At 46.5% G+C, this 26,748-nt stretch carries 20 protein-coding genes; 9 read left to right on the forward strand and 11 right to left on the reverse strand.

The genetic code is table 11. The annotated features are described in order from the left end of the window. Positions 1-17 precede the first annotated feature (17 nt). Positions 18-1,013, reverse strand: a complete 996-nt coding sequence (cra, locus tag AC55NX_RS12625; RefSeq protein WP_496996069.1) for a catabolite repressor/activator — start codon at positions 1,011-1,013, stop codon at positions 18-20. A 358-nt stretch (positions 1,014-1,371) separates the two neighbouring features. Between cra and fruB the strand changes: the two genes are divergently transcribed. Genes fruB through fruA form a run of 3 tightly spaced genes read left to right on the forward strand, consistent with a single transcriptional unit; the run spans position 1,372 to position 5,227 of the window. Then, positions 1,372-2,508, forward strand: coding sequence for a fused PTS fructose transporter subunit IIA/HPr protein (gene fruB / locus AC55NX_RS12630; protein ID WP_496996070.1), 1,137 nt, complete (start codon positions 1,372-1,374; stop codon positions 2,506-2,508). Positions 2,509-2,517: 9 nt separating this feature from the next. After that, positions 2,518-3,471, forward strand: coding sequence for a 1-phosphofructokinase (pfkB, locus tag AC55NX_RS12635; protein ID WP_496996071.1), 954 nt, complete (start codon positions 2,518-2,520; stop codon positions 3,469-3,471). Positions 3,472-3,493: 22 nt separating this feature from the next. Beyond that, on the forward strand, positions 3,494-5,227 hold the full coding sequence (gene fruA, locus AC55NX_RS12640) for a PTS fructose transporter subunit IIBC (protein ID WP_496996072.1): 1,734 nt from the start codon (positions 3,494-3,496) through the stop codon (positions 5,225-5,227). A 286-nt stretch (positions 5,228-5,513) separates the two neighbouring features. Here the strand turns inward: fruA and AC55NX_RS12645 are convergent, their stop codons facing one another. Together AC55NX_RS12645 and AC55NX_RS12650 are read right to left on the reverse strand one after the other, a co-directional pair. Further along, complete coding sequence (locus AC55NX_RS12645; protein ID WP_496996073.1) at positions 5,514-7,010, reverse strand: endo-1,4-beta-xylanase; 1,497 nt, start codon at positions 7,008-7,010, stop codon at positions 5,514-5,516. Between the two features lie 379 nt (positions 7,011-7,389). Next, positions 7,390-8,154 carry a putative ATP-dependent zinc protease gene (locus AC55NX_RS12650; protein ID WP_496996074.1) on the reverse strand — a complete coding sequence of 255 codons (765 nt, stop codon included), beginning with the start codon at positions 8,152-8,154 and terminating at the stop codon, positions 7,390-7,392. A gap of 705 nt (positions 8,155-8,859) precedes the next feature. On the opposite strand from AC55NX_RS12650, the gene AC55NX_RS12655 reads away from it, so the two are divergent. Next, the gene (locus tag AC55NX_RS12655; RefSeq protein WP_496996075.1) at positions 8,860-9,042 is read left to right on the forward strand and encodes a hypothetical protein; all 183 of its coding nucleotides are present in this window, start codon (positions 8,860-8,862) and stop codon (positions 9,040-9,042) included. Between the two features lie 128 nt (positions 9,043-9,170). Here the strand turns inward: AC55NX_RS12655 and AC55NX_RS12660 are convergent, their stop codons facing one another. Next, on the reverse strand, positions 9,171-9,782 hold the full coding sequence (locus AC55NX_RS12660) for a TetR/AcrR family transcriptional regulator (RefSeq protein ID WP_496996076.1): 612 nt from the start codon (positions 9,780-9,782) through the stop codon (positions 9,171-9,173). 86 nt (positions 9,783-9,868) lie between these two features. Here AC55NX_RS12660 and AC55NX_RS12665 point away from each other — a divergent pair, with 86 nt between their 5' ends. Further along, a complete protein-coding gene (locus AC55NX_RS12665) occupies positions 9,869-11,905 on the forward strand; it encodes an oxidoreductase (RefSeq protein WP_496996077.1) in 2,037 nt (678 codons plus the stop codon). A gap of 36 nt (positions 11,906-11,941) precedes the next feature. On the opposite strand, the gene AC55NX_RS12670 is transcribed toward AC55NX_RS12665, so the two are convergent. The 5 genes from AC55NX_RS12670 to AC55NX_RS12690 all read right to left on the reverse strand — a co-directional run bounded on the left by AC55NX_RS12670 (position 11,942) and on the right by AC55NX_RS12690 (position 17,664). Beyond that, complete coding sequence (locus AC55NX_RS12670; RefSeq protein ID WP_496996078.1) at positions 11,942-13,651, reverse strand: putative bifunctional diguanylate cyclase/phosphodiesterase; 1,710 nt, start codon at positions 13,649-13,651, stop codon at positions 11,942-11,944. 27 nt (positions 13,652-13,678) lie between these two features. Beyond that, a complete protein-coding gene (locus tag AC55NX_RS12675) occupies positions 13,679-15,472 on the reverse strand; it encodes a CHASE domain-containing protein (RefSeq protein ID WP_496996079.1) in 1,794 nt (597 codons plus the stop codon). A gap of 153 nt (positions 15,473-15,625) precedes the next feature. Next, complete coding sequence (locus AC55NX_RS12680; RefSeq protein WP_496996080.1) at positions 15,626-16,027, reverse strand: GFA family protein; 402 nt, start codon at positions 16,025-16,027, stop codon at positions 15,626-15,628. Positions 16,028-16,052: 25 nt separating this feature from the next. Continuing rightward, the gene (locus AC55NX_RS12685) at positions 16,053-16,682 is read right to left on the reverse strand and encodes a 2OG-Fe(II) oxygenase (protein ID WP_496996081.1); all 630 of its coding nucleotides are present in this window, start codon (positions 16,680-16,682) and stop codon (positions 16,053-16,055) included. A 295-nt stretch (positions 16,683-16,977) separates the two neighbouring features. Continuing rightward, complete coding sequence (locus AC55NX_RS12690) at positions 16,978-17,664, reverse strand: DUF4336 domain-containing protein (RefSeq protein WP_496996082.1); 687 nt, start codon at positions 17,662-17,664, stop codon at positions 16,978-16,980. A gap of 301 nt (positions 17,665-17,965) precedes the next feature. Here AC55NX_RS12690 and AC55NX_RS12695 point away from each other — a divergent pair, with 301 nt between their 5' ends. The 3 genes from AC55NX_RS12695 (at position 17,966) to AC55NX_RS12705 (ending at position 21,769) form a co-directional block, all read left to right on the forward strand. Then, complete coding sequence (locus AC55NX_RS12695) at positions 17,966-18,418, forward strand: DUF1353 domain-containing protein (RefSeq protein ID WP_496996083.1); 453 nt, start codon at positions 17,966-17,968, stop codon at positions 18,416-18,418. Positions 18,419-18,857: 439 nt separating this feature from the next. Next, complete coding sequence (locus AC55NX_RS12700; RefSeq protein WP_496996084.1) at positions 18,858-20,048, forward strand: cellulase family glycosylhydrolase; 1,191 nt, start codon at positions 18,858-18,860, stop codon at positions 20,046-20,048. 323 nt (positions 20,049-20,371) lie between these two features. Then, positions 20,372-21,769: a peptide MFS transporter gene (locus AC55NX_RS12705; RefSeq protein ID WP_496996085.1), complete on the forward strand. Its 1,398-nt coding sequence runs from the start codon at positions 20,372-20,374 to the stop codon at positions 21,767-21,769. Positions 21,770-21,973: 204 nt separating this feature from the next. Here AC55NX_RS12705 and xylB read toward each other — a convergent pair whose 3' ends face one another. Further along, positions 21,974-23,428, reverse strand: coding sequence for a xylulokinase (xylB, locus tag AC55NX_RS12710; RefSeq protein WP_496996086.1), 1,455 nt, complete (start codon positions 23,426-23,428; stop codon positions 21,974-21,976). 276 nt (positions 23,429-23,704) lie between these two features. On the opposite strand from xylB, the gene AC55NX_RS12715 reads away from it, so the two are divergent. Next, the gene (locus AC55NX_RS12715; protein ID WP_496996087.1) at positions 23,705-24,964 is read left to right on the forward strand and encodes a XylR family transcriptional regulator; all 1,260 of its coding nucleotides are present in this window, start codon (positions 23,705-23,707) and stop codon (positions 24,962-24,964) included. 150 nt (positions 24,965-25,114) lie between these two features. Here the strand turns inward: AC55NX_RS12715 and AC55NX_RS12720 are convergent, their stop codons facing one another. After that, a complete protein-coding gene (locus tag AC55NX_RS12720; protein WP_496996088.1) occupies positions 25,115-26,518 on the reverse strand; it encodes a sugar porter family MFS transporter in 1,404 nt (467 codons plus the stop codon). Positions 26,519-26,748 lie beyond the last annotated feature (230 nt).

Raw genomic sequence — 26,748 nt, forward strand, 5'->3', positions numbered from 1 at the left:
AAACCGGACTCATCTCACTATGAATGGCTCGGATTGCGACGTACCCGTAACTTCCGCGGGACTAATTCAATGCCGGGCTGATGACGTTTCGCGGTTGCATTTAAAGCGACAGCCAATGCGCTGTCTGCGATCAGTTCAAACTGCTGCGGTAGTGAATTAATTTTCAGCGGTAAAAAGTCAAGCAGGCGGTTATCCCCGAAGGTTGCCAACCGGATGTTGTCCATCAGTTGTGGATGTTCCAGTAACACATCCAGAATTCCTTCCAATAACGTGTATGAGGTTGACACAATCGCTTCCGGTACAGTGCCCTTATTCACCCACTCAGAAAAAACTTTCTTGCCCTCTTCGCGGTTAAAGTGATTACCATACCCTTCTAGAATCTGAATCCCTCTTGCTTTCACCGCAGCTTCGAATCCCAACTGGCGATCGGTAGAAATACTCAGCTCCGGCAATGCACCAATCAGACCAATCGACTGAAGCTGATCATCCAGAACCGATTCGGTCAACTCCAGAGCCGCACTATAATCTTCACTGACGACACACGCAAAGAATTCATCATCCAACGGACGGTCAATCGCAATCACTGGTGTGCCGGATTGTTGAAGCCCATAGTAAAACTCACTGGCATTGGGAATCGAACTGGCGACAAACAGTGCATCGATCCGGCGAGCAATCAGTGTATTGGCGACGGACATTTCAGTTTCGGGATTGTCATCCGAGCAAGCAATGAGGATTTGATATCCCGCCTGTCTGGAATTTTGTTCTAGTAATTTAGATAAACGCGCATAACTGGTATTCTCCAGATCCGGGATAATCAAGCCGAATGATCGGCTGTTCCCAGCCCGCAGAGCCGAAGCGGTGTGATCCGGACGGTAATTATGCGCATTCACCACATCCATAACTTTCAACTGGGTCTTTTCACTGATGCGATACTTTTGTGCTTTTCCATTGATCACATAACTTGCAGTGGTTTTAGACACGCCCGCTAATTTGGCAATTTCATCTAGTGTCATATCGCTACTCTTTTTAGTGTGCGTCGGATCATAGAAATAAAAATTAAGATCCTCAATAGGATTGAACTATATGCTGAATCGATTCACTATAAAAGCTGAAAGGATTCAGCAAAATTCAAAAATGATAGCGAAATCTAGTTTTTTGGACTATTTATTAGATAACTTCGATATTATGAGCAATATGAAGTGATTTTTGCTGACTTTTTTTAAATAGACACTGAAACGATTCAGCTATTTTAATGATAAAACAAATGGTGCAGACACCACGGGATGATCTTCCCGCCCAGAAACTCCATTAGAGAGCTATCGGATGTGTCCGCACTCAAAGCGCCAAATAAGGCAATTAAAGGGGCCAAACATGCTGCAACTCACTCCTCATGACATTCATCTGGAACAGTCTCAATCGAATAAACAAGATGCAATCCGTGCCATTGCTACTCACCTGAGCGAAAAGGGGCTCGTCGATACTGGTTACGTAGATGGAATGCTCAATCGGGAAGCACAAAATTCAACATTCCTCGGTAATGGAATTGCAATTCCGCACGGTACAACCGACACTCGTTCTTTAGTCAAACAAACCGGTGTTGCTGTTCACCATTTTCCTCAGGGTGTTGACTGGGGTGATGGTAATACCGTTTATGTTGCAATCGGGATTGCAGCCAAATCTGATGAACATCTCGGCATTCTGAAACAGCTGACTAAAGTACTGTCAGCCGATGGTGTTGAACAAAAATTGCAACAAGCAAGTAAAGCGCAAGAAATCATTGCCCTACTCAATGGTGACGTTCAGTTTGAAGCCGACTTTGATGACTCGCTGATTCAACTGCAATTTCCGGCAACCGATATGACTCCGCTGACGGCCGTAGCCAGTGGCCTGTTGAAAAACAAAGGCTGTGTCAGCAGCGATTTTGTTGCGGATGTGATCGCCAAAGAAGCGACGCCACTCGGTGGTGGGCTGTGGCTCACCAGTAGCAATCGTGGTGTTGCCCGCACCGGTCTGGCATTCATTACTGCCAGCGATGCTTTTGACGTACAAGGACAGTCGGTTAAAGGACTGCTCGTGGTTGCAGCTTGCAATGGTGCACATCAGCCACTGATGCAAAAAATCACTGATATTGTGTTCCAGAAAAAGCAAGACACTCTATTTACCAGTGACAAGCAAGCAGTTCTAGCGGCATTCGGTTTGGCTGAATCAACACCGGCAAGCGCAGATAACGACGCCAACACTGCGGTTTTCCAAGTGAAAAATGCTCATGGTCTGCACGCCCGTCCGGGAGCGATGCTGGTGGCAGAAGCGAAGAAATTTGAATCTGACATCAAAGTCGCCAACCTCGATGGTGATGGCAAAGCAGTGAATGCCAAAAGCCTGATGAAAGTGATCGCACTGGGTGTGAAATGCGGGCACCGACTTGAATTTACCGCCAACGGCCCTGATGCAAGCCAAGCGCTTGAAGCACTGGGTGTCGCGATTAATGCAGGTTTAGGCGAACAGTAAGGGATTATTATGACGAATCGAGTAGTCACCGTTACACTCAACCCGGCACTGGATCTGACCGGCAGCCTCGACACATTACAAGTGGGGTCAGTCAGTCTGGTCAAGCAAGGGTCACTGCATGCCGCAGGGAAAGGGGTCAACGTTGCTCAGGTGCTCAGTGATCTGGGTGCCGAAGTAACAGTGACTGGTTTTCTGGGCAAAGATAATCAAGACATTTTTTGTCAGCTATTTGAAGCAATGGGCGCAACGGATGAATTTATCCGTGTAGATGGCGCAACCCGAATTAACGTCAAGCTGGTTGAATCTTCCGGTGAAGTCAGCGACATCAACTTCCCCGGTGTCGAAGTGTCATCACAAGCTATTGACGAATTTGAAAACACGTTGTTCCGTCTGGCCGAAGATCACGAATACTTTGTACTGGCAGGCAGTTTGCCGAAAGGCGTTTCACCTCAGCTGTGTGCATCTTGGATCGAGAAACTGCACCAACTGGGTAAGAAAGTGTTGTTTGATAGCAGCCGCGATGCGCTTGCAGCCGGTCTGGATGCTCATCCGTGGTTAATCAAACCGAATGATGAAGAATTGTCTCATTTCGTCGGCAGACCGCTTGAGTCTGCGGCCGAATGCCAGCAAGCAGCGAGTGAACTCGCCGCAAAAGAGATTGAGAATATCGTCGTCTCAATGGGTGCAAACGGGGTAATGTGGCTGAACAATGATCAATGGCTACATGCAAAACCACCTCGGATGAATGTTATCAGTACCGTCGGCGCCGGTGATACGCTGGTTGCCGGGTTGTGCTGGGGACATATGCAGTCCATGAAGAAGGAGGAACTACTTACCTTTGCAACGGCATTATCTGCACTAGCAGTGAGTCAGGTGGGTGTCGGTGTAGCCGATATCCAAGAGTTAAACACCCTACAACAGCAGATCCAATTACAACCGTATAGCCCTGAGGCTAGTAATTAAGGACAACAATAAGGTCGTAACTATGAAAATTGCCATTATCACCGCGTGCCCAAGCGGCGTCGCAAATAGTATTCTCGCTGCCGGTTTGTTAGAGCAAGCAGCAAAGTCTCTGGATTGGTCAGCAACGGTTGAATGTCACTCTTCCGTTGTCGATGGCTATACGCTCACTGATGCTGATATTGCTGAAGCGGAGCTGGTTGTCATTGCTGCCAATACACCTGTTGATACCACCCGTTTCGTTGGCAAAAAAGTTTACCAAAGCGATATTGCCGCATGTACAGCGGATCCGGCTGCTTATCTGAAAACGGCCGCTGAACAAGCGCAAATCCTTGACAAAGCACAAACGGTTACCCCCGCAGCGCCAGCTGCATCAGCAAGTACCGCCAAGAAAATCGTTGCGATTACAGCCTGCCCTACCGGTGTTGCGCATACATTCATGGCTGCTGAAGCTCTGGAAAATACCGCCCGAACCATGGGACACCAGATTAAAGTGGAAACGCGTGGTTCTGTCGGTGCGAAAAACCAACTGACAGCCGAAGAAATTGCAGCAGCTGATCTCGTCATCATTGCCGCTGACATTGAGGTACCACTGGACCGCTTCAACGGTAAAAAACTCTACCGGACTAAAACTGGACCGGCACTGAAGAAAACACAGGAAGAGATCGAAAAAGCATTCGTTCAGGCGACTGTTTATCAAGGTTCTGCAGGTTCCGGTGAAGCGGCAACTGAAGAGAAGAAAGGTGTATATAAACACTTGATGACCGGTGTATCACACATGCTACCTGTGGTCGTTGCCGGTGGTTTGATCATCGCATTATCATTCGTCTTCGGGATTGAAGCCTTTAAAGAAGAAGGAACACTGGCTGCTGCACTGATGAAAATCGGTGGTGGTTCAGCATTTGCGCTGATGATTCCGGTACTGGCCGGTTACATTGCCTTCTCTATTGCAGACCGTCCCGGACTTGCCCCAGGCTTAGTCGGTGGTATGTTAGCCAGCTCTATCGGTTCCGGTTTCCTTGGTGGTATTGTTGCGGGTTTCATCGCCGGTTATGCAGCCAAACTGATTGCGGATAAAGTACAATTGCCTCAATCGATGGAAGCATTGAAACCGATTCTGATCATCCCATTCTTAGCTACGCTGGCGACTGGTTTGATCATGATTTATATCGTGGGTACACCGGTTGCGAATGTCATGGCAGCGATGACCTCATTCCTTGAGAATATGGGCTCAGGCAATGCAATCCTGCTGGGTATTATTCTGGGTGCAATGATGTGCTTTGACTTGGGTGGTCCGGTCAACAAAGCTGCCTATACCTTCGGTGTTGGTCTGTTGGCTTCTCAACAATATCTGCCAATGGCTGCAATCATGGCCGCCGGTATGGTGCCTGCACTCGGTATGGGTGTTGCAACCTTTATTGCTAAAAATAAATTTGAGAAAAGTGAACAAGAAGCCGGTAAAGCATCATTCGTACTGGGTCTGTGCTTCATCTCAGAAGGTGCGATTCCATTTGCTGCTAAAGATCCAATGCGCGTTATCCCTGCTTGTATGGCGGGTGGTGCAGTAACCGGCGCATTATCGATGCTGTTCGGTGCAAAACTGATGGCACCTCACGGTGGTCTGTTCGTGCTGTTGATTCCAAACGCAATTTCACCGGTTCTGATGTATCTGGTCGCTATCGCAGTTGGTACAGCAATCACAGGTCTTGGCTATGCGATGCTCAAACCTCAGCTAGCGTTAGAAAAAGCAAAAGCATAATCTCCTAAACCTCTCGGGGCATCCTTTTTGTGCCCCATTGAAAACGGTTTGCCAGTGGGAACGACACCCCACTGGCTTTTTTATATTCGGTGTTCATTCATCAATCACAACGCTTCACTGTCACCGTTTTTCGACCCCGTCCCGTTCATTCAGTCACCAGATATAAAAATCCCCTCAGACAAATACCTGAGGGGATCAAATACAGTGATTCAATATGCTCGCTCAACCCATCGGTTCCAAATGGGAAATCGGTTCTAAATGGGAAACTAACATATCACTGCATAGATTACCGGCCTAAGTAGTTCATCAGCCAGCTCATTGCCGGACGTGGTGATCCGTCGTCATAAATCAGTCCGGAGCCATCGACCCACGTTTTGCCGACCACATATCCCCACAGGGTAATGCCCGCAACTGCATCGGAGTTATAGAAGAGCGGGAACTGTTGTTTCATGATATCCAACTGAGTCTGGTCATTGCTTCTGGCAACATCATATTCCGAAATATAGATCGGTAATCCCAGTGCAATTACTTTGTTCAGATTCGCTTGCAATGCAGCATTCGAGAAGTTTTCCAATCCATGAGACTGAAGACCAATAGCATCGACAACGCCAGCTTGTACCGCAGGTTTTGCCATCTCAATGAATTGATCGGTGTTCCAGCTTAACACGTTGTAATCATTCAGAATCAATGTTGCATTCGGACAATATTTACGTGCCAGTTGGAATGACTTGATGATCCAATCATTACCAAAAGCTCTTTTGGCATATTCAGCCGGTGCATGACCCGGTGTTGCTTCGTTCACCACATCAATCATCGCAACATCAGGATAGCGATAGCAGAAATCACGGATCCATTCTTCGATTTCAGCCGCCTGATCAGATGGACTCAGGCTATCAATCCAAGTCGGATACTGACTTCCCCAGACAAATGTATGCTGTTTAAATGGAATATTATTTTGTTTCGCATAATTATAAGCGGCATCAATCCCACTCCAGTTGTAAACATCGCGCGTTCTTTCAACAGAACCCCATTTGCCTTCATTCTCTGGTGTGATTTGATCCCAATATTTTGAGAAATCTCCGCGAACCTGACCAGATGTTGTGATATTACCGACGAATTTCTTACCGTTTCCGGAGTTATCAGAACCGCCACCGCCAACATCTTCAACTGACATATCATCTGCATAGTAGCTGACAGTGCTATTATCAGATTCAATGATGAAGTGCTGGAACGGTGTCCCGGACTGGGTGTATGAACCTTTCAGCTCAGTCCACTGATAGTCGGTGGCCCATGCGTTTGCAATCCGGACATACTCATTGCTTGTCGAACTATCACCATCATCTGTCCGTTTACCGGTCAGGATAATATTCGCACCCTGAGACCCCGGAGCCAATCTGACCCAGACGGATACATTATATTTTTTACCATTGCCTAATGATGCAGGCTTAAATGTAATACCGTTCCATGTTGCGTTACGATTTACAATGAGGACACTCGCGGCCCCACTATGACTTGCTTGATTGGTATGAGTGATATAGCCACCAATCGATGACCAGTTAGTTAACCCATTTTCAGCATCGCCGTTATTTGCCAAACCAGCAAATGATTCAGAAGCATAATATGCTTCGAAACCCGACGGTGCCGCTGCACTAACATCTACCTGAGTGTCGGCAATTGCACTCATAAATGGCATTGTCAATGCAGCTAAAGCTGTCAAGACAGGTACTGTCCGGAACTGCTTCGAATTGAAACCCAGCCATTGTCGTTGTGTTCTTTTCTTCATGTTTTCTCCTTTGCGTTAAACGCTGATATCGCGGCTTATCAGGAGGCTTCTCCAGTCATAGAGAAGGCTACGACAAACCGCGCAACTATAGACCATAAATATAAATCAGGTCGCATATAGAATATCATCAAACTTAAATTTTGAGAGACGTCACTTCAATTTTTTGTTATTCCCGTCCATATATTTTTAAACCGAAGTATCAATCTGTGATCGTATCATTGGATTGGAGTCTGTTATCAATGTGGGCTAATTTGACATGCCAGAAGCATAATATTGATAAAAAAATGGCCTCAGGATACAAAAGCATCCTGAGGCCATGATGAGTGAGTCATATTAAATATTTATTTTTGAAGCATGGTTTTAATTTTATTCATTATTCTTAGTGGAAAATATCAATAACCTGTGCTGTTTCATGGGATCCCATATCCCGAAAAAAGCTTTGTCCGAGTCGCACGGGAAAGCGCGTCCGCAGTGCAGCATCAGTCAGCATAAATTCAGTCCGCTCTTTAATCTCTTTGCCAAACTCAACCCAAGTTACGACCACCGGATGTCGCTTATCGGCCGTGTTAGTCTTGGACGATGCAACATTCATCCAACGCATGACCGGTAAACTAACGGAAGCACTTTTACGCTGGCCTGATTGAATACTGAACTGAACCCAGTCCTGGCCACTGCGTTGAAAATAGTTGACATCCGTCGTCGATAACTGGGACATCTCGGCATCCCGATCAAGCTGAGCCGGAAATTTTTCATCAACCCCCGGCAGATACACCCAATCTTTCTGATCGACGTCTGACGGCTGAGCCGGAGATACGGTTGTTACCTCAGTGGTGGGCTGAATATCAGCCGCAGTATGTTCACCAAGACGCTTGTCCTCCACTGGAGCAGCAGATATTTCCCCGGGCTCGCCGCTAACATCAGTTTGAGTTTCCACACCCGACGTCTCCTGCGTTGCAACATCGCTCTGGGACGCGAATTCATAGCCATAGGATTGATCGATCTGCTGCATGATTTTTTCGCGATCCGCATGGTTTGTATCATGCTGTATTGTTAGTGCCTCAACCTCAACAGACCCCGAATTACTGCATCCCACCAGTCCACTCAACAGCATCAGTACTATCCATGACTTCCATGGTCGTTTCATCCGATTCCCCCACATTTATTGTGGCCGCCAAATTTTATGCTGCCACTGAAATCCATCAACTGAGTTATATCGATTGATGACTTATCTATTTCTTACTTATCTATTTCTTACTTATCTATTTCTTACTTATCTATTTCTTACTTATCTATTTCTTACTTATCTATTTCTTACTTATCAAATTGTGGCGGTTTATAGGTAATTTTCAAGATGTTAGCTGATTTTTTGTCCTGAAAACCACAAATTTTTGCGCTTTATGCTTGCTCACCGGTGCTCGACTGTCCACCAAGGTATCCCAGTCGAGCAACCTGAAGGTGGTCTGTTCAAAGATTTGCCGGCCTGAACGAGTACATCATCGGGTGCCATGACCGATTGTACTGCACCGAAAGCGACATCAATGCCAGCCTAATTATGTCAGCCACGTCAACGGTATTCAGGCTCTCTTTAAATGAGTCAGGGGCAATCACAATCCTCATCAATATCTCTTTGTTGAGTCTGCTAGGCTAGCATATTGTGTTACATCATATTCAACACCTGTAATATTATCATCCAATGTAAAGATAAAATTATATTTACTAATGATATTAATAATCATTTCATCAATTTAATCTTTCACTTTTAATTAGTGAATTAACAATTTATTTACGCTACGTTTACTTTCAGGTTACTAAAAAATTCAATAAAAACCGTTGTTGAGGAGAAGTAAATATGAAAGTTTTAGTTCAGTTTGATCAAAACGGAAAACACAGAGACCACGCATGGGAAGCGCCTATTTCCCATGCCAAAGGTGAGTTGTTAGCCGTCAGTCCGATACTTGCCGTTCAATTACTCAAAAACCATCAAGCTCATCTTTGTCTCAATGAATCCGGAGAGATTCTATTCAGCGCATAGCTCACATTTTATCAGTTGATTACAATCGACTGAGCAATTTTTAACAAAATTCCCCCACATGTTTGGGTGGCGCCACAGCCCAAGGCAATACCCAACATGTTTTTCTCTTGCTTCTGTCTCTCTCTGTTTCATCCTCCGGTTTTCGATGTCAGCAACATCCGAATCGCACAATCACATATATCATCAATATGTTGACTATCGGCATACACGCCATCAATAACCAATCGCGCTAAACCGTGCATGGTACTCCAAATGACCTGTGCGAGCCGCACGGTTGTTTCTTCCTGAGGGAAAAGCCCCAGCTGCTGCCAGTGAGCCGTGATTTCCACCTGATACTGAAAACAGCGGTAGGCAATATCTTTTAATGCGGGGGTGGCCTGTGCTTGCTTCCAGATTGCCCGGCCAAACATCAATTCATATGTTTCCGGTGCTGTGGTCGCATCATGAATATAGTGATAGAAGAAGCGGCGAAACGTTTCGCAGTGATCAGACTCAGCGCTTTCGACCAACTGACGGGTCCGCTGATACCAATGATGAAACCCCTGCTCGGCCAAGGCGCAGAGTAATGCATTTTTATCCTGAAAATGGTGATATAACGCTGTCCGTGACACACCGACGTGATCCGCCAGTTTGCGTAATGACAACCCTTCAATCCCTGTCTCTCTCAACATGAGACCAGCAGACTGTAATAGGCTCCGACGCAAATCACCATGATGGTAGTTCAATTTTCTTGATTTCATACTCTGTAAATTAGCATGAATCTTGACAGTGTCAAAATCATCGACAATATTGACACTGTCAAGATAATAATCGAGGGACATGATTCATGACGACATCGGCTCACCCAGACTATCCACATCTGTTCCAACCACTCGATTTAGGGTTTACCACCCTGAAAAACCGAGTATTAATGGGGTCGATGCATACCGGATTGGAAGACATCCCTCACGGTGAAAAACGCCTTGCCGCTTACTATGCTGAACGCGCCAGAGGCGGCGTCGGTTTGATTGTGACCGGTGGCATCGGGCCGAATCCCGAAGGAGCGACTCATCCGAATAGTCCGGGGCTTAGCACCGCTGCGCAAATTCAGGCCCATCGGGTAGTCACGCAGGCGGTTCATGCCGAAGGGGGCAAAATCTGCCTGCAAATTCTGCATACCGGACGATATGCCTATAACCCTGCGCTGGTGGCACCGTCGCCAATTCAAGCACCGATTAACCGCTTCACACCGAAGGCTCTCGATGAACAAGGGATTGAAAAGCAGCTCGATGATTTTGTGCAAACGGCACTCAACGCACAACAGGCCGGTTATGATGGTGTCGAAATCATGGGCTCAGAAGGTTATCTGCTCAATCAGTTTATTGCCACCCGCACCAACCAACGTGATGATCAGTGGGGAGGAAGCTATCACCAGCGTATCCGTTTTCCGCTGGAAGTGGTACGACGCGTCAGGGAAGCAGTCGGCCCGCATTTCATCCTCATTTATCGCCTTTCGATGTTGGATTTGGTTGAGGGGGGCTCAAGTGCCGCAGAAATCACCGAACTCGGACAGGCCATTGAAGCTGCCGGGGCCACCCTGATCAATACCGGCATTGGCTGGCATGAGGCCAGAATCCCCACCATTGCAACCTGTGTCCCCCGGGCAGCTTTTACGTGGGTGACGAAACATTTCCGTCAGGCATTTAACATCCCGGTGATTACCACCAACCGGATTAATACTCCGGAAATGGCTGAAAGCGTACTAGCCCGCGGAGATGCCGATATGGTTTCCATGGCGCGCCCTTTTCTGGCCGATCCCGAATTTGTCTACAAAGCCCGGCATGGTCGCAGTGATGAAATCAACACCTGTATCGGCTGTAATCAAGCCTGTCTCGACCACGTTTTTGTCGGTAAGATCGCCAGTTGCCTGGTCAACCCGTTTGCTTGTCATGAAACCGAATTGGTGGTCAGCCCCACAGCTCAGCCGAAGCGGATTGCGGTTATCGGCGCTGGACCGGCCGGGCTGGCCGCAGCGGTGACAGCGGCACGGCGCGGTCATCACGTCACCCTATACGACGCGTCTTCTGCAATCGGCGGCCAATTTAATATTGCCAAACAGATTCCGGGAAAATCAGAGTTTCACGAGACATTGCGCTATTTTCGTCGTCAACTTGAGTTATTGCAGGTCGATATTCAGCTCAATACCCACGTTGATGTTGCCCAACTCAATCAGTCAGATGCGGATGAAGTTATCATTGCTACGGGCGTCTTCCCCCGGACGCCTGCGATTGAGGGGATCGATCACGCGAAAGTGCTCAGTTATCTCGATGTATTACGTGAGCAACACTCCGTCGGGCAGCGAGTCGCCATCATCGGTGCCGGAGGCATTGGATTTGATGTTGCCGAATATCTGTCGCATGAACCGAACCCGACCACATTGACCACACCCCAGATATTTATGCAGCAATGGGGTATCGATATGACCCTCAAGGCTCGCGGCGGGATTGAAGGCGTTCAGCCCCACACTCAAAAATCATCACGCCAGATTTATCTGCTCCAGCGTAAAACAACCAAAGTCGGTGCTGAGTTAGGTAAAACGACCGGCTGGATTCATCGCACCAGTTTGCAAAACAGAGGCGTGCAAATGATATCAGGCTGTGAGTATTTGCGGATCGATGATGACGGACTATGGCTACGGGTTAATGATGAAGAACAATGTCTCGGTGTGGATCATGTGATCATTTGTGCCGGGCAAGAACCGTTACGAACCCTGACCGAGGGGCTGAATAAACCCTACCATTTGATCGGGGGAGCCGATATCGCTGCCGAACTCGATGCCAAACGGGCCATCCATCAAGGAACCGTCACTGCCATAAAGATATAATGTACAGCCATTCCTCCCGATCCGGACGGCTTAAACCTAAACCACGCCTTGAAGCCAGTCGTTTTCGAACGCTTCTGCCGGGATAGGTTCCGAGAAAAAATAACCTTGGAGTCGATTCACATTCAGTGACTGGCAGAATTGTTTTTGTTCTTCAGTTTCAATCCCCTCGGCCACAGTTTCATAGCCCAGTGAATGGGCAAACGCACAGATGGCTTTGAGCAAAGTCCGTTGCTTCTCATCATCGGCACTTTGTACAAAGGATTTATCGATTTTCAAAATACTGAACGGGAACTGATTCAGATGCGATAAAGATGAGTAACCCGTACCAAAATCGTCCAATGAGAGACGCCCCCCCGTTGCTGACAAGTTATTGAGCATTTCAATCGCACTAAGGCTATTTTCTAGGTGACTTTCCGTTAACTCTAATTCAACGAGATTTGCGGGAATGTTGTATTGTACCAGACAGTTTTGCAGGTATTCCGACAGCGCATGATCCTTTAACTGACGAGCGGAAAGATTAACCGCAATGGAAAAGTGGATGTGCGCTCCCTGTGCAGCATCAACCCATTGGCTAAACTGGTGGCAAGCGGCTTGAATCACCCAGCGGCCAATATCAATAATCAGGTCGGATTCTTCTGCAATCGGAATAAATTCATCGGGTTGTATCATGCCTAAATCGTGATGTTGCCAACGAATCAACGCTTCGACACCGACCAACTGTTCTGAATGTGTATCCAGTTGCGGTTGGAAATACAGGGTCAATTGATCGCTTTTTATCGCTTGCTTTAAGTCAAACTCCAGCTGCATCCGCGAGACCATTTTTTGATGAAAATCAAGGGAATAATACTGAACGCGATTACGGCCAAGCTCTTTGGCACGATACATGGCGACATCAGCACATTTCATCAACCCTGTCGCATCCGTCGCACATAATGGATAAGTCGCAACCCCAATACTTGCGGAAACTTCCACGGTTTGCCCCTGAATCATCATCGGTTTTTCTAAAGATTTTAAAATGCGATCAGCCAGCAAGCGGACCTGCTCAAGTTGCGGCAGATCGTAAACAAGAATCGCAAATTCATCACCGCCTAAACGGCACAGCTTGTCACTTTTACGGATGGGTTGCTCCAAGCGTCGGGCAATCTCCTGAAGGAGGCAGTCTCCGGCTTGGTGCCCCAGCACATCATTGACTTTCTTGAAGTTATCCAAGTCCAATAACATTAAAACCAGTTGCTCACCACTGCGCGAATTTTTGGTAATTGCATCCCGGAGTGCTTCATCAAAAAAGTACCGATTACATAACCCGGTTAAACTGTCACGCTCAGCGATATACCGCAGTTGCTCATGACTTGATCGGATTTGTTGCTCAAGTGAATGCCGCTCTTGTGAAAGCAAAATCGCACGTTTCAAACGTGACGCTGTAATTTCACTTTTCATAATGAAATCTTGCGCTCCGGCTTCGATACACGCTAACGCCAGCTTTTCATCATTACTATGACTCAGCATCACAATCGCGGTGGAATAATCATTCTCCCCCCGAATCTCACGCAATATTTCAATGCCGTTTGAGGGCGGGATCTGATAATCGAGTAAAATCATGTCATAAACTTGCTCACCAGCCAGGCGAATGCCCTCGGCGGCGGTATCAGACTGATCAATTTTATCTAAAATCAGCTCTGACTGATGCAAAGTTCTTATCGCTGACATCCGGTCGACCGCATCATCATCAATAATTAAAATATCCATAGAACTCCTTGCCTTTACCCCGGAATTTCAACCAATGGGCCAGGAAAATGAAAAAGTGAGCCCACGTTTACCGTCTGACTGAATCTGATATGAGCAGTGATAACGCTCTAATATTTTTTTAATGATCGATAATCCCATGCCACTCCCTTCGACCTGATCACGGGGCTTGAGTGTATGAAAAATATCAAAGACTTTTTCCTGATGCTCAGCCGGAATTCCCGGCCCGTCATCTTCCACCTCAAAATGCAGATACTGTGGCGATTGAGACACCTTGATCGCAATATTTCCCGTCTTTTGATCGTGGTGTTTCATTGCGTTCCCGATCAGATTTCTGATAATTTGTTCCAGCGGTGTGGCAACTGTCGTCACGACTTCATCAGGTGCATCGACCGTTAACGAAAAACGGCCGTCATGATTCAGCAAATGAAATACATCATCAATCATAGACGCAACATGAACGGGATGAGGCAACTCTTTATTTCTGCCGACACGCGAATAGGTAAGTAAATCATCTAACAAATTCTCGAGGCGAGAGATCCGGCTTTTCATTAATTCAAGATGCGCAGAGGTCGTTGCTGTCAGTGTTCCTTCACTATCCTCTTCGATCCATTGCGCCAACTGGTTAATCCCTCTGAGTGGTGCTTTTAAGTCATGTGATGCGACAAAGGCAAACTGATCCAATTCGCTGTTTGCCTCTTGCAAATCCTGGTTTTTTTGTTGGAGGTTCTGACTGGCCTGTTCCAGTTCTTCTTGACGCAATTTTAAACTGGCCGTGACTTTTTGTGCGTACTCAATCGCATTACGGTTTGATCGGGCAAGGATGAAGAAAATGGCGAAAAGCAACACATCAATTATCAGGCCGCCGAACAGAATGATTAAAGGCTGAGCATGGCTTTGCTGCGTCCGGAATAGCTGTGTCGATTGCAGATAAAAACGCCATAGCCGTCCATAAAGTTCCAGCGTTATCTCTCGTTGAAAGAGTGCGTCAGCATCGAGATTTTCAGAATCCGAGTCCAGCTCGGAATACAACAGCGTATCTCCGTCATGGATGCTGAAATTGACGAGACGATTGACATTTTCTAAGGTGCCATCCATCAATTTGTACATGATGAATGGCGCATAAACCAACCCTTTAAAATCGCCGTCGGTTTCACCATATCGGTCAGAAGCGCGATTCGATGAATACCACGGCGCATAAAATAAAAATCCCGGAGTTTTCTGATCATCCTGGACTAAGGTAATCGGGCCGGTAATATTCGCATGCCGGGTGTCACGTGCTTTTTTCGCTGCGGTATAGCGATTGATTTCATGTGCCATATCTAAGCCAACCGCCCGGCGGTTTTCAGCTTGTGGTTCGATGTAGGTGATCGGCCAGTATTCGGGTTCTGAATGAGCAGGATGAAGCGCGTAGTCCGGTATGGATGCCCGTTGCCATGCCAGATAATTCGCAAGCTTTTCCGGCGGCACATAGTGAATCACCCCAATGCCGTTAATCCCCGGGAAACGCTGGTCAATCTGTAAGCTTGCTGAAAATTCTCGCCAATCTTCCCGCGAGGCATCACGCGGAAACATTTTTAATGCGGAGGCCCCTGCCCATAATGCTTCTTCGTAGCGAATCATTCGCTCTTGTACCAGCTCGACGATTTGCTGTGACTGGAATTCAAACTGATTGGCGATTTTCAGATTGGTCTGGCGCTCGGTAATGTAGTAAGCACCAAAAGTTAGTACCAGAGACAACGAAATAACAGCCCAGTGATACCAATGTAATCCAGAGGTAATCCCCTTCACTTCATACTCTATGTTTTTTGATCGAAATGGCATCAATGGTATGACCCAAAATAAAAACGATATTTTCAAGTTAGTTGAAGGAATCGAAAACCTCAATATTCGCTCAATCAGCGATTACTGCTAATTTGAGCGATACGATCATGGAAAATCAGAGTAACCCCGGAAATGCATCGAAGACTAACCGGTTTACTCAGGAAGTTGGGCAAAACTCGGAAGGGTGTCTGAATTTTTTGACCAGTTTGCCTGACTGTCGATAAAAATGTTCGCGTCGGGAGTGAGTGGGGGATCTGAATCAAGGCTTCCTGCCGGGAGCAGGACCATCGTGTTGTCGATCACGGTAGGTACGGCAGAACCACAGTTTTGGCAGAAGCTTTTCACATGACGACTGTCGGGACAGTGATATGTTTTCACTAAATCGTCCCCACTCGACCAGTGAAAAGCGGTTGGTTTGACAAATAAATTTGCTGCATGAGCCGACCCGGTATCTTTACGGCACCGTTGACAGTGACACAGGAAAAATTTCTGTAATTCACCGGCCAGTTCATACCGGACACTGTTGCAAAGACACGATCCTTGGAAATGATTCATACTTCCTCCTGACGACAGACTGAAATTAACGGGGTGGATCAATTCTATTATTAATCGAGGTATTGACCCGGAACCAACCCGCAATCGAGTATCGGTCCCGCAACGCGGGGCGGACTTCATGCGGAAACTCTTCACTGAGAAAAACCACAATGGTGCCATACAGTGGCACAACACTGATCCCTTCCTGATCAGTATCATCCCGATACAAAACCAGCTCCCCGCCATCGGTATTGCACCAGTCCGGATTTAAGTAGGTCACGACGGACAATACCCGATTTGCTTCACCACGAAAGGCATCATAATGTCTTTTATAAAAAGCGCCCGGGGGATAATGAGCGAAATGACTTTCAAACGAAAAAAGTCCCAGGAAGAGTCGTTGATTGAGGAAACGCTGTAACTGTGATGTCCAATCGATCCATGCTTGTCCTGAATCCGATTGCCCGGTAATCCAGCAAATTTCGTCTTTTCTGACAAAATCATTTTTCAGATAATCGTCGCGACGTCCGATACCGGCATCAATATATTTATCGGCATGAAGAGATTGTTGGTGGTCATACAATAGGCCGGAGATCGCTTCCGGCAACGCAGCAGGACGAATGCTATAACCTTGCTTTTCCAGATCATCAGCAATCAGCTCGAATAAACTTTCATTCATCGCGCTCCCGTCATCTGTTGTTGACAATCCGTTCGCTTTTGACAATCTGTTTGCTTTTGACAATCCGTTTGCTTTTGACAATCTATTCGCTTTTGAAAATCGATCAAACGCTGCCACATTGATTCCTTATGATGATTCATTATTATCAGTGCCAATCACTGATATCACCGAAATGCTGATATCACATCACTCTTTAAGTCATATCAAGATCTGCATGACGCAGAAACGCTCAATGCATTGCCCAGCAAATTATCACATTCCGCGGATTACGCTTAGACATTTCACATGACTGACATTACAACAACCAGCGGAACGAACGGCGTAAGAATTTATCGGCATTTTCAGTCACAATCACACCGTGTGCCATAACAATTGTCTTGGGATTCCAATTCAGAATTTTCTCCAAATGCGTCCGGGCAGTCGCTTTTCCCATCAAAAAACTTAACCGCCAATCCAGTGGCATTTTGCCGGTCGGTGACAGAATCCCGGTTAGCTTAGCCAGCAAACGCTGAAAGAAATTGAAAGCCTTCGGTGAGAAATTTTCAATCAGATCGGTGACGATTAATGTCTTACTCGAACAGTGGAAAAAGACACATTCCTGCATGACCTGTGAACCGGTAAATAGCACGGCATCCAGTTCGTCAGCCCAAGGATAATCCACCTGTGCAGATAACGTCGCATGGAACGTCAAATCCTGACGCTTGTGACGAACACCTTCCGTTCCATAAGTAAGCGCCTCAGGATAGGCAGCTTGCCATTGGGAAATAAACAGGTGATGGAGTTGGTTGGGGGCGATCAAATACTTGACCACACCTAAAGCATCGACGGAAGCCTTCAGCTCAGGATTTAATTCAATCGGACTATGGATCCATAAAGATTGATCAGCAAGCCGAACGATCGTCATCCGAGTCGAGTAAGGCAGCGTCAAAAACGGGACGGCTTTACCATCAAATATCCAAATATTTTCGCCTATCGCTCTCATGATCTCCTCCGCTCTGGTTTTTAATCCGAGTTGTTGCTACACGATGACCAGTATGCAACAAAAAACATAAAATGCACAGGCCGCATGACTACCCGCAACTTACTCTCATTTTCTCCGACGTTCGCCTCAGAAACGTATTTCTAACTCTCTGTAAACGTTATATTTGTTCGCAAAACTGTTCGCAAGCCCCCCTATTCAATAGTCATCGAAGCACATAGTCTATCTCCGCTGCGGTTTATGTGCCTCAGCCGTCCGGACGAACACACAACCCAATAACACGCTTCAATATGGAGACTCGAATATGAGCATGAGCAATTTATATTTATTTCCGATTACCGAACCTCACAGCAGTAAGCTTGATGAAGCCTACGAAGTTGCTGAAGATTTCGGCATTGTGAACCAAGGTGTCGCCATCTGGGTACCGAAGTTCTTTCAGTATGATGGTGCCAGTATCCCGAGTGCCGCCTACAGCATTATCGGAACGCCGTTTAACCCACGCTTTATGAAAGCAGCGGTTATCCACGATTGGCTCTATTACACGCATCTGTTGGAACGCTCAGATGCAGATCAACTGTTTTATGAGCTTCTGCGTGAATCCGGCGTCAAAAAAGTCAAAGCGATTTTAATGCGCGAAGCTGTTGAAGCATTCGGTCATTTCTACTGGGAAAACAATGAAGATGATCTGAAGTATTTATCTGATTTGAAAACCATGATTCAGAATGATAATCGCCAACCCTCAAAGTATGGGCTGTAATTTTACTGACAAAACAAAGTGCTCATAAAATAGTCTTTTATTTTCAAAAAATAAAAGTACGGTTGAATGATGTCACTATTCCGTCCTATTTTATAGGACGGAATCTCATATGAATACAGCACCCAATATTCTATCTCATAATTTTTCATACATTATTTTATCCTGATTATTGAAATCCAGATCACAAATATCGTTTTAATAAAATTGAAATATCACCCGTAATAATATAAATAAAAATATAGAAATCGACTATCGAGCGTATTGTCACAACTATTATAGTTTGTATCCCTTCTTTCCTATTACCACCTATATTTAAAAATAATTGCCAATGGATTGAGTGGCAATCTTTGTCAAACATACTTTTAGCTAACAATACAATTATCATGAGTTGTTCAATTCATAATGAATGGTACATTCATGTTTAATTAGAGGTGACCTGATGTCATATTTACCAATACAACGTCTATCTATGAAGGAAAATAGTTCCTCTGTCAAAAAATTATTACTCTCCTGTCTGGGATGCTTATTTATCGGATTAAGTCAACAAGCATATGCTGTTGAACCTTTATCGGTTTCCGGCAATAAAATATATGCCGGAGATGAAATTAAAAGTTTCTCAGGAAATAGCCTGTTCTGGAGTAATAATGAATGGGGCGGTGAAAAATTCTATCGTGCAGATATTGTCAAGATGCTCCGGGAGGACTGGAATGCCAGTATCGTCAGAGCGTCAATGGGCATTCAGGAAGACGGTGGCTATCTTGATGATCCGGCGGGCAATCAAGCGAAAGTTGTTACCGTCGTAGATGCTGCCATCGCGAACGATATGTATGTCATCATCGACTGGCATTCTCATCATGCCGAAGACAATGTTGCAGAAGCGGTCAGTTTTTTCCGGGAAATGGCACAGAAATATGGTGATAGCCCCAATGTCATTTATGAAATCTACAATGAGCCGCTGCAAATCTCTTGGGATAATGTCATCAAACCGTATGCAGAAACCGTTATTGCTGCAATCCGTGAATTTGATCCGGATAACCTAATCGTAGTCGGTACCCCAAGCTGGTCACAAGACGTCGATACTGCGTCCTGGAACCCGATCAACGGCACAAATATCGCCTATACGCTGCACTTTTATGCCGGAACACATGGACAATATCTCAGAGATAAAGCTATCACAGCGATGAATAATGGTATCGCGCTATTCGTCACCGAATGGGGCACCATCAATGCCAACGGTGATGGTGATGTCAATGAAGCAGAAACTGATGCTTGGGTGAATTTCATGAAAGAACATGACCTCAGTAATGCAAACTGGGCGTTGAATGACAAGGATGAAGGCGCATCAACCTACTATCCGGATACCATGACGCTGACGCCATCCGGTAAGAAAGTAAAATCGATTATCGCAAACTGGCCACACAAACTTGGAAATCGCACACCGCAAGATTGTGCCGGTGTGAATGTCTACCCGAACTGGACTCGTAAGTCATGGGAAGGCGGAAACTACGACCATAGCGAGAACGGTGACTATATGGTGTATCAGAATAAGCTCTATCAGGCCAACTGGTATACCACATCAGTTCCCGGCAGTGACAACGCCTGGACCTTGACCGGTATCTGTACAGATTAACCAATACGCTCTTATCCTCATCTTTTGTGGGACCTTGCCAGCATTCCGTGCTGGCTTTTTTATCTCTATATCAATCACCGTCACAATTCTTTCATATTTATTGATTTTTCTGTACCAATGATGCAAGTAATTGTTTCATATATGAAAACTTAGTTCACCCGATTTTCTTGTTTTGAAGCTGAATTCACAAAATGGTTGAATTTCAAAAACTTAAAAATACATATTTATAATATATTAAAAAAATGTTAAAACTCGAATCATTTACCCAATATGTAACATTAAAGTAAAATAAAAAACTAATAAACAATCTAAATAAAGCAAATATGAATCACAACAATCATCAATTTTTAGGCCATCCTCGTGGCCTGTTTCTTTTGTTCGGCACTGAACTGTGGGAACGATTCTCCTACTACGCAATGCGAGCAATTCTGGTTTTATACCTCACAGACACAACACTAAACGGTGGCATGGGCTGGTCAGCCAAAGAGGCATTGGATCTCTATGGCATCTATACCGGGCTTGTCTATATTACGCCCTTAATCGGTGGCTGGCTGGCCGATAACTATTTTGGCCAGCGCCGTTCGATCCTCGCGGGGGGAGCCCTGATGGCCATCGGTCAGTTTACATTGGCTCTGCCACATCAGTTATTCGGTCTTGACGCGGTACACAGCTTCTATCTTGGACTGGCACTACTGATCATCGGGAACGGTTTGTTCAAGCCCAATATTTCAACCATGGTCGGTGATCTGTATACAGAAGGTGATCACCGTCGTGATGGTGCATTCACTATCTTTTATATGGGAATCAACATCGGTGCACTGCTGGCGGGGATTATCTCCGGTATCGCGACCAATAATTTCGGCTGGAAAGCCGGTTTTGTCGCTGCCGGAATTGGGATGATAATCAGCTTCGTCATTCAGATCCTGTTTGCACAACGCTTGCTGGGAGATATTGGCCTCAAACCCGCGGCAGCCCGGGATTTACAACAGAAGAAATCGGTGAAGAAAGAACCGTTAACCAAAAAAGAAATTGATCGCATGAAGGTCATCATCATCATGGGACTGTTCGTCATTGTCTTTTGGGCCGGATTCGAGCAAGCCGGTGGCTTGATGAACCTGTATACCCAACAATATACCGACCGGATGATCGGCAGTTTTGAAGTGCCCGCAGCCTGGTTCCAGTCTCTGAATCCGTTTTTCATTATTACCTGTGCGCCACTGATTGCGTGGCTCTGGATCAAACTTGGCAGCCGTGAACCCAATTCACCGGTCAAATTTGCGTTGGGATTATTTTTTCTGGCGATCGGTTTCTTGTGTATGATTGGCGCAGTTTTAGAGCAAGGCGGCGATCTGAATGTGAAAACCTCCATGTTCTGGCTGGTGGGCGCGTTCTTCTTCCATACCATCGGGGAACTCTGTTTATCACCCATCGGTTTGTCGATGACCACCAAACTGGCACCGCTGCGTCTGGCATCACTGATGATGGGGGTCTGGTTAGGATTTAATGCAGTTGCCAACTATATTGCCGGGCTGATCGGAGCCCATGTCGGTGATTTCGGCGCCTTAGCAATTTTCGGCGGCATCGCCGTCACCGCCACGGTGTCCGGCCTGATCCTGCTATTATTCTCCAATAAACTGGTGATGTGGATGCACGGTGCGGAAAAAGTAACCCACCTGAACGAGACACAGGAAGACGTTGACCGGACCACTCAAACAGCATAACAGTACGTCATAATAAAGTACGTCATAATATAGTTGAATTAAGCTGGCACACGTATTTGTCAGATCAAAATAAGGAGCCTGAAGGCTCCTTATTGATTTGATGACTCGCGATTATTTTCCAATCACCGCCAGACACCTGCCGAAGTAACATTTACTCATTTACACTCGGCTCACTTACATTTTACTCACATACACTCTACTCACTTACACAAAGAGTGGTTTTAATTGACTATATAATTGCTGATAAACCGTTCTCTTCTGTTGGTAATGTGCCGTTTTCTCGCTATCCGGCAGATGTTTTTCGATCAAGACCGGTGACGCACAAATATCCCGCGCGGTCATCTCCGGTTGAACCGCTAACATCGCCAGTCGTGCAGCACCAAGCGCCGGACCGACATCCCCCCCCTGACGATAGGCCAGCGGCAAGCGGACAATATCCGCCAGCATCTGACGCCAATATTGACTACGGGCCCCGCCGCCAATCAGAACCACCTCTTCCGGTACTAACCCTGTCTGATGCAGTGCATCAAATCCATCCGCAAATGCAAACCCGACCCCTTCCAATACCGCCTGAACCAATTCGAATTTCGAAGTCGAATGGGTCATACCGAAGAAAACACCTTTCGCATACGGGTCATTGTGCGGTGTCCGCTCTCCTGACAAATAGGGCAGAAACACCACCCCTGAATCAGGATCAGCATGGCTTTCCGTCTCACGCAACATCTCGGTCACATTGGTAAATCCGGTCAACTCACATACCCAGGACAAACAAGATGCCGCGCTCAAAATAACCGACATGGTATGCCACGTTCCGGGTAATGCATGACAGAAACTGTGTAACGCAGAGTCCGGATTGGCAAGAAAACCATCACTGACCGCAAAATAAACCCCGGAGGTTCCCAAAGAGAGCATCGCCTGCCCCGGCTCGATAATCCCGACCCCGACAGCCCCGGCAGCATTATCGCCACCACCGGCAATCACCGGCACTTCCGGCATTCCCCAGGCATTGGCAAGTTCGCGATTCAAGGTGCCGGTGATCGCATTTCCTTCGTACAGATCCGGCATCTGACACCGTTTCAGACCAGTGGCATCAAGCAGTTCATCACTCCAGTCTCTCTGAGCGACATCAAGCCACATGGTTCCGGCGGCATCGGACATATCCGACGCATACACGCCGGTCATCCGGTAACGCAAGTAATCTTTCGGCAGCAGCACTTTGTCTGTCCGGGCAAAAATGTCCGGCTCATGTTCTGCCACCCACAGCAGTTTTGGCGCGGTAAAGCCTGGCATCATCATATTCCCGGTAATCTGACGACTGCCAGGGACGCGTCGCTCCAGTTCGGCGCATTGTACCTGACAGCGCCCGTCATTCCACAAAATGGCCGGACGTAAAACCTGCCCTTGCTGATCGAGCAACACCGCACCGTGCATCTGTCCGGACAAGCCGATGGCTTTGACCGCCTGAAGATCCGTCTGCTTTCCCAGCGCCTGAATGGCTTGACACATGGCTTGCCACCAGTGCTGCGGATCCTGTTCTGACCACAGCGGAAACGGACGCGAGATCTCAAGTGGCGCAACCTCACTCGCCACCACGTCACCGTTTTCAGCCAGCACAATGACCTTGACGCCGGATGTCCCTAAATCGATTCCAACATACATAAGCTACCCTTTTATTTTCAGTCAATAGACTCGGATAACCTCAGGAAATACACTGCGTGACGGGGTCATCCGGATATATTTATGCTTCGTGATGATTTTATTTATCGAATCATTATCATAAGTCTCTCAGTTCACGACACAATTACGATTTTTCATAGATAGCTTCATGGATTTAATGACTGAGTGAAGGATCACATTTAACACAGTACTTGCCTGTTAGACTTAAAAATTATGGACAAAATATAATTAATATTATTTATGAATAAAAACCCATCCATGACTGCTCTGAAACCTTACCCTCACAACCTATATCGTCAGTTCATCGATCACCGTTATCGGATTACACTGTTATTTAATGCCAATAAAGTGTATGACCGAGAAGTGATAGAAGGCATCGGAGAATATTTACAGGCTTCCCAATGCAACTGGGATATTTATCTTGAAGAAGAATTCACCACACATCTGGATAATTTTCATACTTGGAAAGGTGACGGTGTGATTGCTGATTTCGATAATCCTGACATCCGGGCTCTGCTTGAAGATACCACGATCCCGGTCGTCGCAATCGGCGGCTCTTATGAACATCCGGACGATTATCCGAATGTCCCTTATGTTGCCACCGATAATCAGGCCTTGATTGAACTGGCATTTCAGCATCTGAAAAGTAAAGGCATTGAGAATTTCGCGTTCTACGGGATGCCTCAGGAATCATGGCGACGCTGGTCTCATGAGCGAGAACAAGCCTTTATTCATCTGTTACAGCGCGAGGGATACTCCGGTTCGGTTTACCGGGGCAATGAGGTGAGCCCACAAACGTGGCAGTACGATATGAACCGTCTCGCCGACTGGTTGCAACAACTACCGACACCGGTCGGAATTGTGGCGGTCACCGATGCCCGGGCTCGTCATCTGCTGCAAGTTTGTGATCATTTGAAGCTGATGGTGCCGGACAAGATTTCCGTCATTGGGATTGATAATGAAGAGCTGACCCGCTACCTGAGCCGTGTATCGTTATCTTCGGTGGAACAGGGATGTAAAGAGATGGGTTATCAGGCGGCCAAACTGCTGCATCGCCTGCTGAGCACCGATCCCCAAGAGACCGAACAATTAGACTCGCTGAGGCAAACACGTCGGCTGGTTCCCCCGACTCAGGTTCATGCACGGCAGAGTACCGACTATCAGGCTCTGAAAGATCCCTATGTCATTCAGGCGATGCATTTTATCCGTCATCACGCCTGCAAAGGTATTAAAGTCGAACAGGTACTCGACTATGTCGGTATCTCCCGTTCCAACATGGAAATCCGTTTTAAAGAAGAGTGCGGGCATTCCATTCATCAGGAAATCCATAACTCGAAGCTGAGGCAAGCACACCACCTGCTGGCAACCACGTCGCTACCGGTAGCCGAGATTGCTGAATTATGTGGCTACCCGTCACTGCAATACATGTACAGCGTGTTTAAAAAACATCAGCAATGTACCCCGAAAGAATTTCGCGAACAGCATCATGACCGATGGCGTCATCGTGATGCGCTATAACCAAATCGATTACATCTCTGAATAGGCAGGCCCACCGAATCCCGGTGGGCAACTGCACAGAACGATTTTCATGAAAAATCAAATTGTTATCATACACTGGTCTGGCATCAGACCATCGGGTGGTACCAACATACACTTACCATTTACCATTCAAGATAAATCAGCCGCTTTTATCCGATTACCGGCTTGTGCTGAATCATGCTGCCAGAGGGTTTCCAGTTGTTCCAGTGACTTGCCTTTGGTTTCCGGAACCCAGCGATAAATAAAGTAAACGGTAAATATCCCCATAATGCCATAGAGCCAGAACGGAAAACCGCCGTGAAATTGCTGAAAGATGAAACTCTCTTTTTCATTCATCATCGGGAAGGACTGAGATACCACAAAATTTGCGAACCATTGCGCAAACACAGCAATCGATAACGCTCTGGAGCGAACGCTGTTGGGAAATATTTCAGACAGTAACACCCAAGTGACCGGCCCCAGTGACAATGCAAACGCTGCAATATACATCAGCATGAACACTAACAGATAACCACCAATTGCATTCAGATATGCCGCGGTGCCAATAGCTAACATACTGATCGCCATCAAACCGGCACCAATCATCATCAGCGGACGACGCCCGATTTTATCCACCGTAAAAATCGCCAACACGGTAAAACTTAAATTGACGGCACCGACCAGAATCGTTTGCAGCAGTGCGATATCCGTCGTGGAATCACTGAAACCTTTGAGAATTGCGGGCGCATAGTAGAGAAACACATTAATCCCCGTGACCTGTTGCAACACGCTCAGCATAATCCCGATCACTAACACGCCCAGATATCCCGCAGCAACAATGCCCGGACGATGGACTTTAATCAACGATTGTTTAATCTCTTGCCACTGAGGTTCTACATCCTGATGGGAATTAATCGCCTTCAGTAGGTCGTGCGCTTCGCTATCACGCCCTTTCAGTGCCAGCCAACGGGGTGTTTCCGGCACAGTAAACAGCAGCCCAAAAAACAAGATTGCAGGAATGACTTCCGATGCAAACATATACCGCCAACCCACATCATTGAGCCAGTTATCGCTGCCCATTAGTGCAATGCCGTAATTAACGAAGTACACCACTAACATCCCGAAAATAATGGCAAACTGGTTCCATGCCACCAATCCACCGCGCCGTGCGGGTGGTGCAACCTCAGCGATATACATCGGGGAAACCATCGACGCAATTCCCACACCGACGCCGCCAATGATCCGATAAATCACAAAGGTCCAGTAATGCTGCGGTATTGCAGAACCGATGGCAGAAATCAAAAAGAGTAACGCAGCAATAATTAATGCTCCCCGCCGCCCGTGACGGTTACTGACATAACCTGCCAACGCAGCGCCAAGCACACAACCGATTAAGGCTGAAGATGCAGCAAATCCCAACTCGGTTGCGGTAAGTTGAAAATAATTTTGCAGTGCTTCAACCGCACCGGAAATGACCGCAGTATCGTAACCAAATAACAATCCACCTAACGCCACAACCAGCGTTAAATGAATAACATTTGTACCTGTTTTCATCTGAATGACCTCTTTTATATTTGTAGGGTGTCTTTCTATCCAACAATCTCAAGATGCAGATTTCGCCTCATCTTGGTGTTATCTGGCTATATATAAAGTCAAACGATTCAGGTTTGCATATTATGGAATGATTCAACGGAGTTATGATTTTTTATTTATGTGATCCTGTAGATAAGCCCGTATTTTTAAAAAACAACGCAGTTCAAATTTAAAAAAATGAATAATAGAAA

The sequence above is a fragment of the Vibrio rubrogenes genome (assembly GCF_059641415.1).

Excerpts from the sequence above, each read along its gene's own strand:
- AC55NX_RS12675 (WP_496996079.1), bottom strand. The coding sequence starts at position 15,472 with ATGCCATTTCGATCAAAAAACATAGAGTATGAAGTGAAGGGGATTACC.
- fruA (WP_496996072.1), top strand. The coding sequence starts at position 3,494 with ATGAAAATTGCCATTATCACCGCGTGCCCAAGCGGCGTCGCAAATAGT.
- AC55NX_RS12655 (WP_496996075.1), top strand. The coding sequence starts at position 8,860 with ATGAAAGTTTTAGTTCAGTTTGATCAAAACGGAAAACACAGAGACCAC.
- AC55NX_RS12700 (WP_496996084.1), top strand. The coding sequence starts at position 18,858 with ATGTCATATTTACCAATACAACGTCTATCTATGAAGGAAAATAGTTCC.
- pfkB (WP_496996071.1), top strand. The coding sequence starts at position 2,518 with ATGACGAATCGAGTAGTCACCGTTACACTCAACCCGGCACTGGATCTG.
- AC55NX_RS12670 (WP_496996078.1), bottom strand. The coding sequence starts at position 13,651 with ATGGATATTTTAATTATTGATGATGATGCGGTCGACCGGATGTCAGCG.
- xylB (WP_496996086.1), bottom strand. The coding sequence starts at position 23,428 with ATGTATGTTGGAATCGATTTAGGGACATCCGGCGTCAAGGTCATTGTG.
- AC55NX_RS12690 (WP_496996082.1), bottom strand. The coding sequence starts at position 17,664 with ATGAGAGCGATAGGCGAAAATATTTGGATATTTGATGGTAAAGCCGTC.
- AC55NX_RS12650 (WP_496996074.1), bottom strand. The coding sequence starts at position 8,154 with ATGAAACGACCATGGAAGTCATGGATAGTACTGATGCTGTTGAGTGGA.
- AC55NX_RS12685 (WP_496996081.1), bottom strand. The coding sequence starts at position 16,682 with ATGAATGAAAGTTTATTCGAGCTGATTGCTGATGATCTGGAAAAGCAA.
- AC55NX_RS12665 (WP_496996077.1), top strand. The coding sequence starts at position 9,869 with ATGACGACATCGGCTCACCCAGACTATCCACATCTGTTCCAACCACTC.
- cra (WP_496996069.1), bottom strand. The coding sequence starts at position 1,013 with ATGACACTAGATGAAATTGCCAAATTAGCGGGCGTGTCTAAAACCACT.
- AC55NX_RS12645 (WP_496996073.1), bottom strand. The coding sequence starts at position 7,010 with ATGAAGAAAAGAACACAACGACAATGGCTGGGTTTCAATTCGAAGCAG.
- AC55NX_RS12720 (WP_496996088.1), bottom strand. The coding sequence starts at position 26,518 with ATGAAAACAGGTACAAATGTTATTCATTTAACGCTGGTTGTGGCGTTA.
- AC55NX_RS12705 (WP_496996085.1), top strand. The coding sequence starts at position 20,372 with ATGAATCACAACAATCATCAATTTTTAGGCCATCCTCGTGGCCTGTTT.
- AC55NX_RS12660 (WP_496996076.1), bottom strand. The coding sequence starts at position 9,782 with ATGAAATCAAGAAAATTGAACTACCATCATGGTGATTTGCGTCGGAGC.
- fruB (WP_496996070.1), top strand. The coding sequence starts at position 1,372 with ATGCTGCAACTCACTCCTCATGACATTCATCTGGAACAGTCTCAATCG.
- AC55NX_RS12680 (WP_496996080.1), bottom strand. The coding sequence starts at position 16,027 with ATGAATCATTTCCAAGGATCGTGTCTTTGCAACAGTGTCCGGTATGAA.
- AC55NX_RS12715 (WP_496996087.1), top strand. The coding sequence starts at position 23,705 with ATGACTGCTCTGAAACCTTACCCTCACAACCTATATCGTCAGTTCATC.
- AC55NX_RS12695 (WP_496996083.1), top strand. The coding sequence starts at position 17,966 with ATGAGCATGAGCAATTTATATTTATTTCCGATTACCGAACCTCACAGC.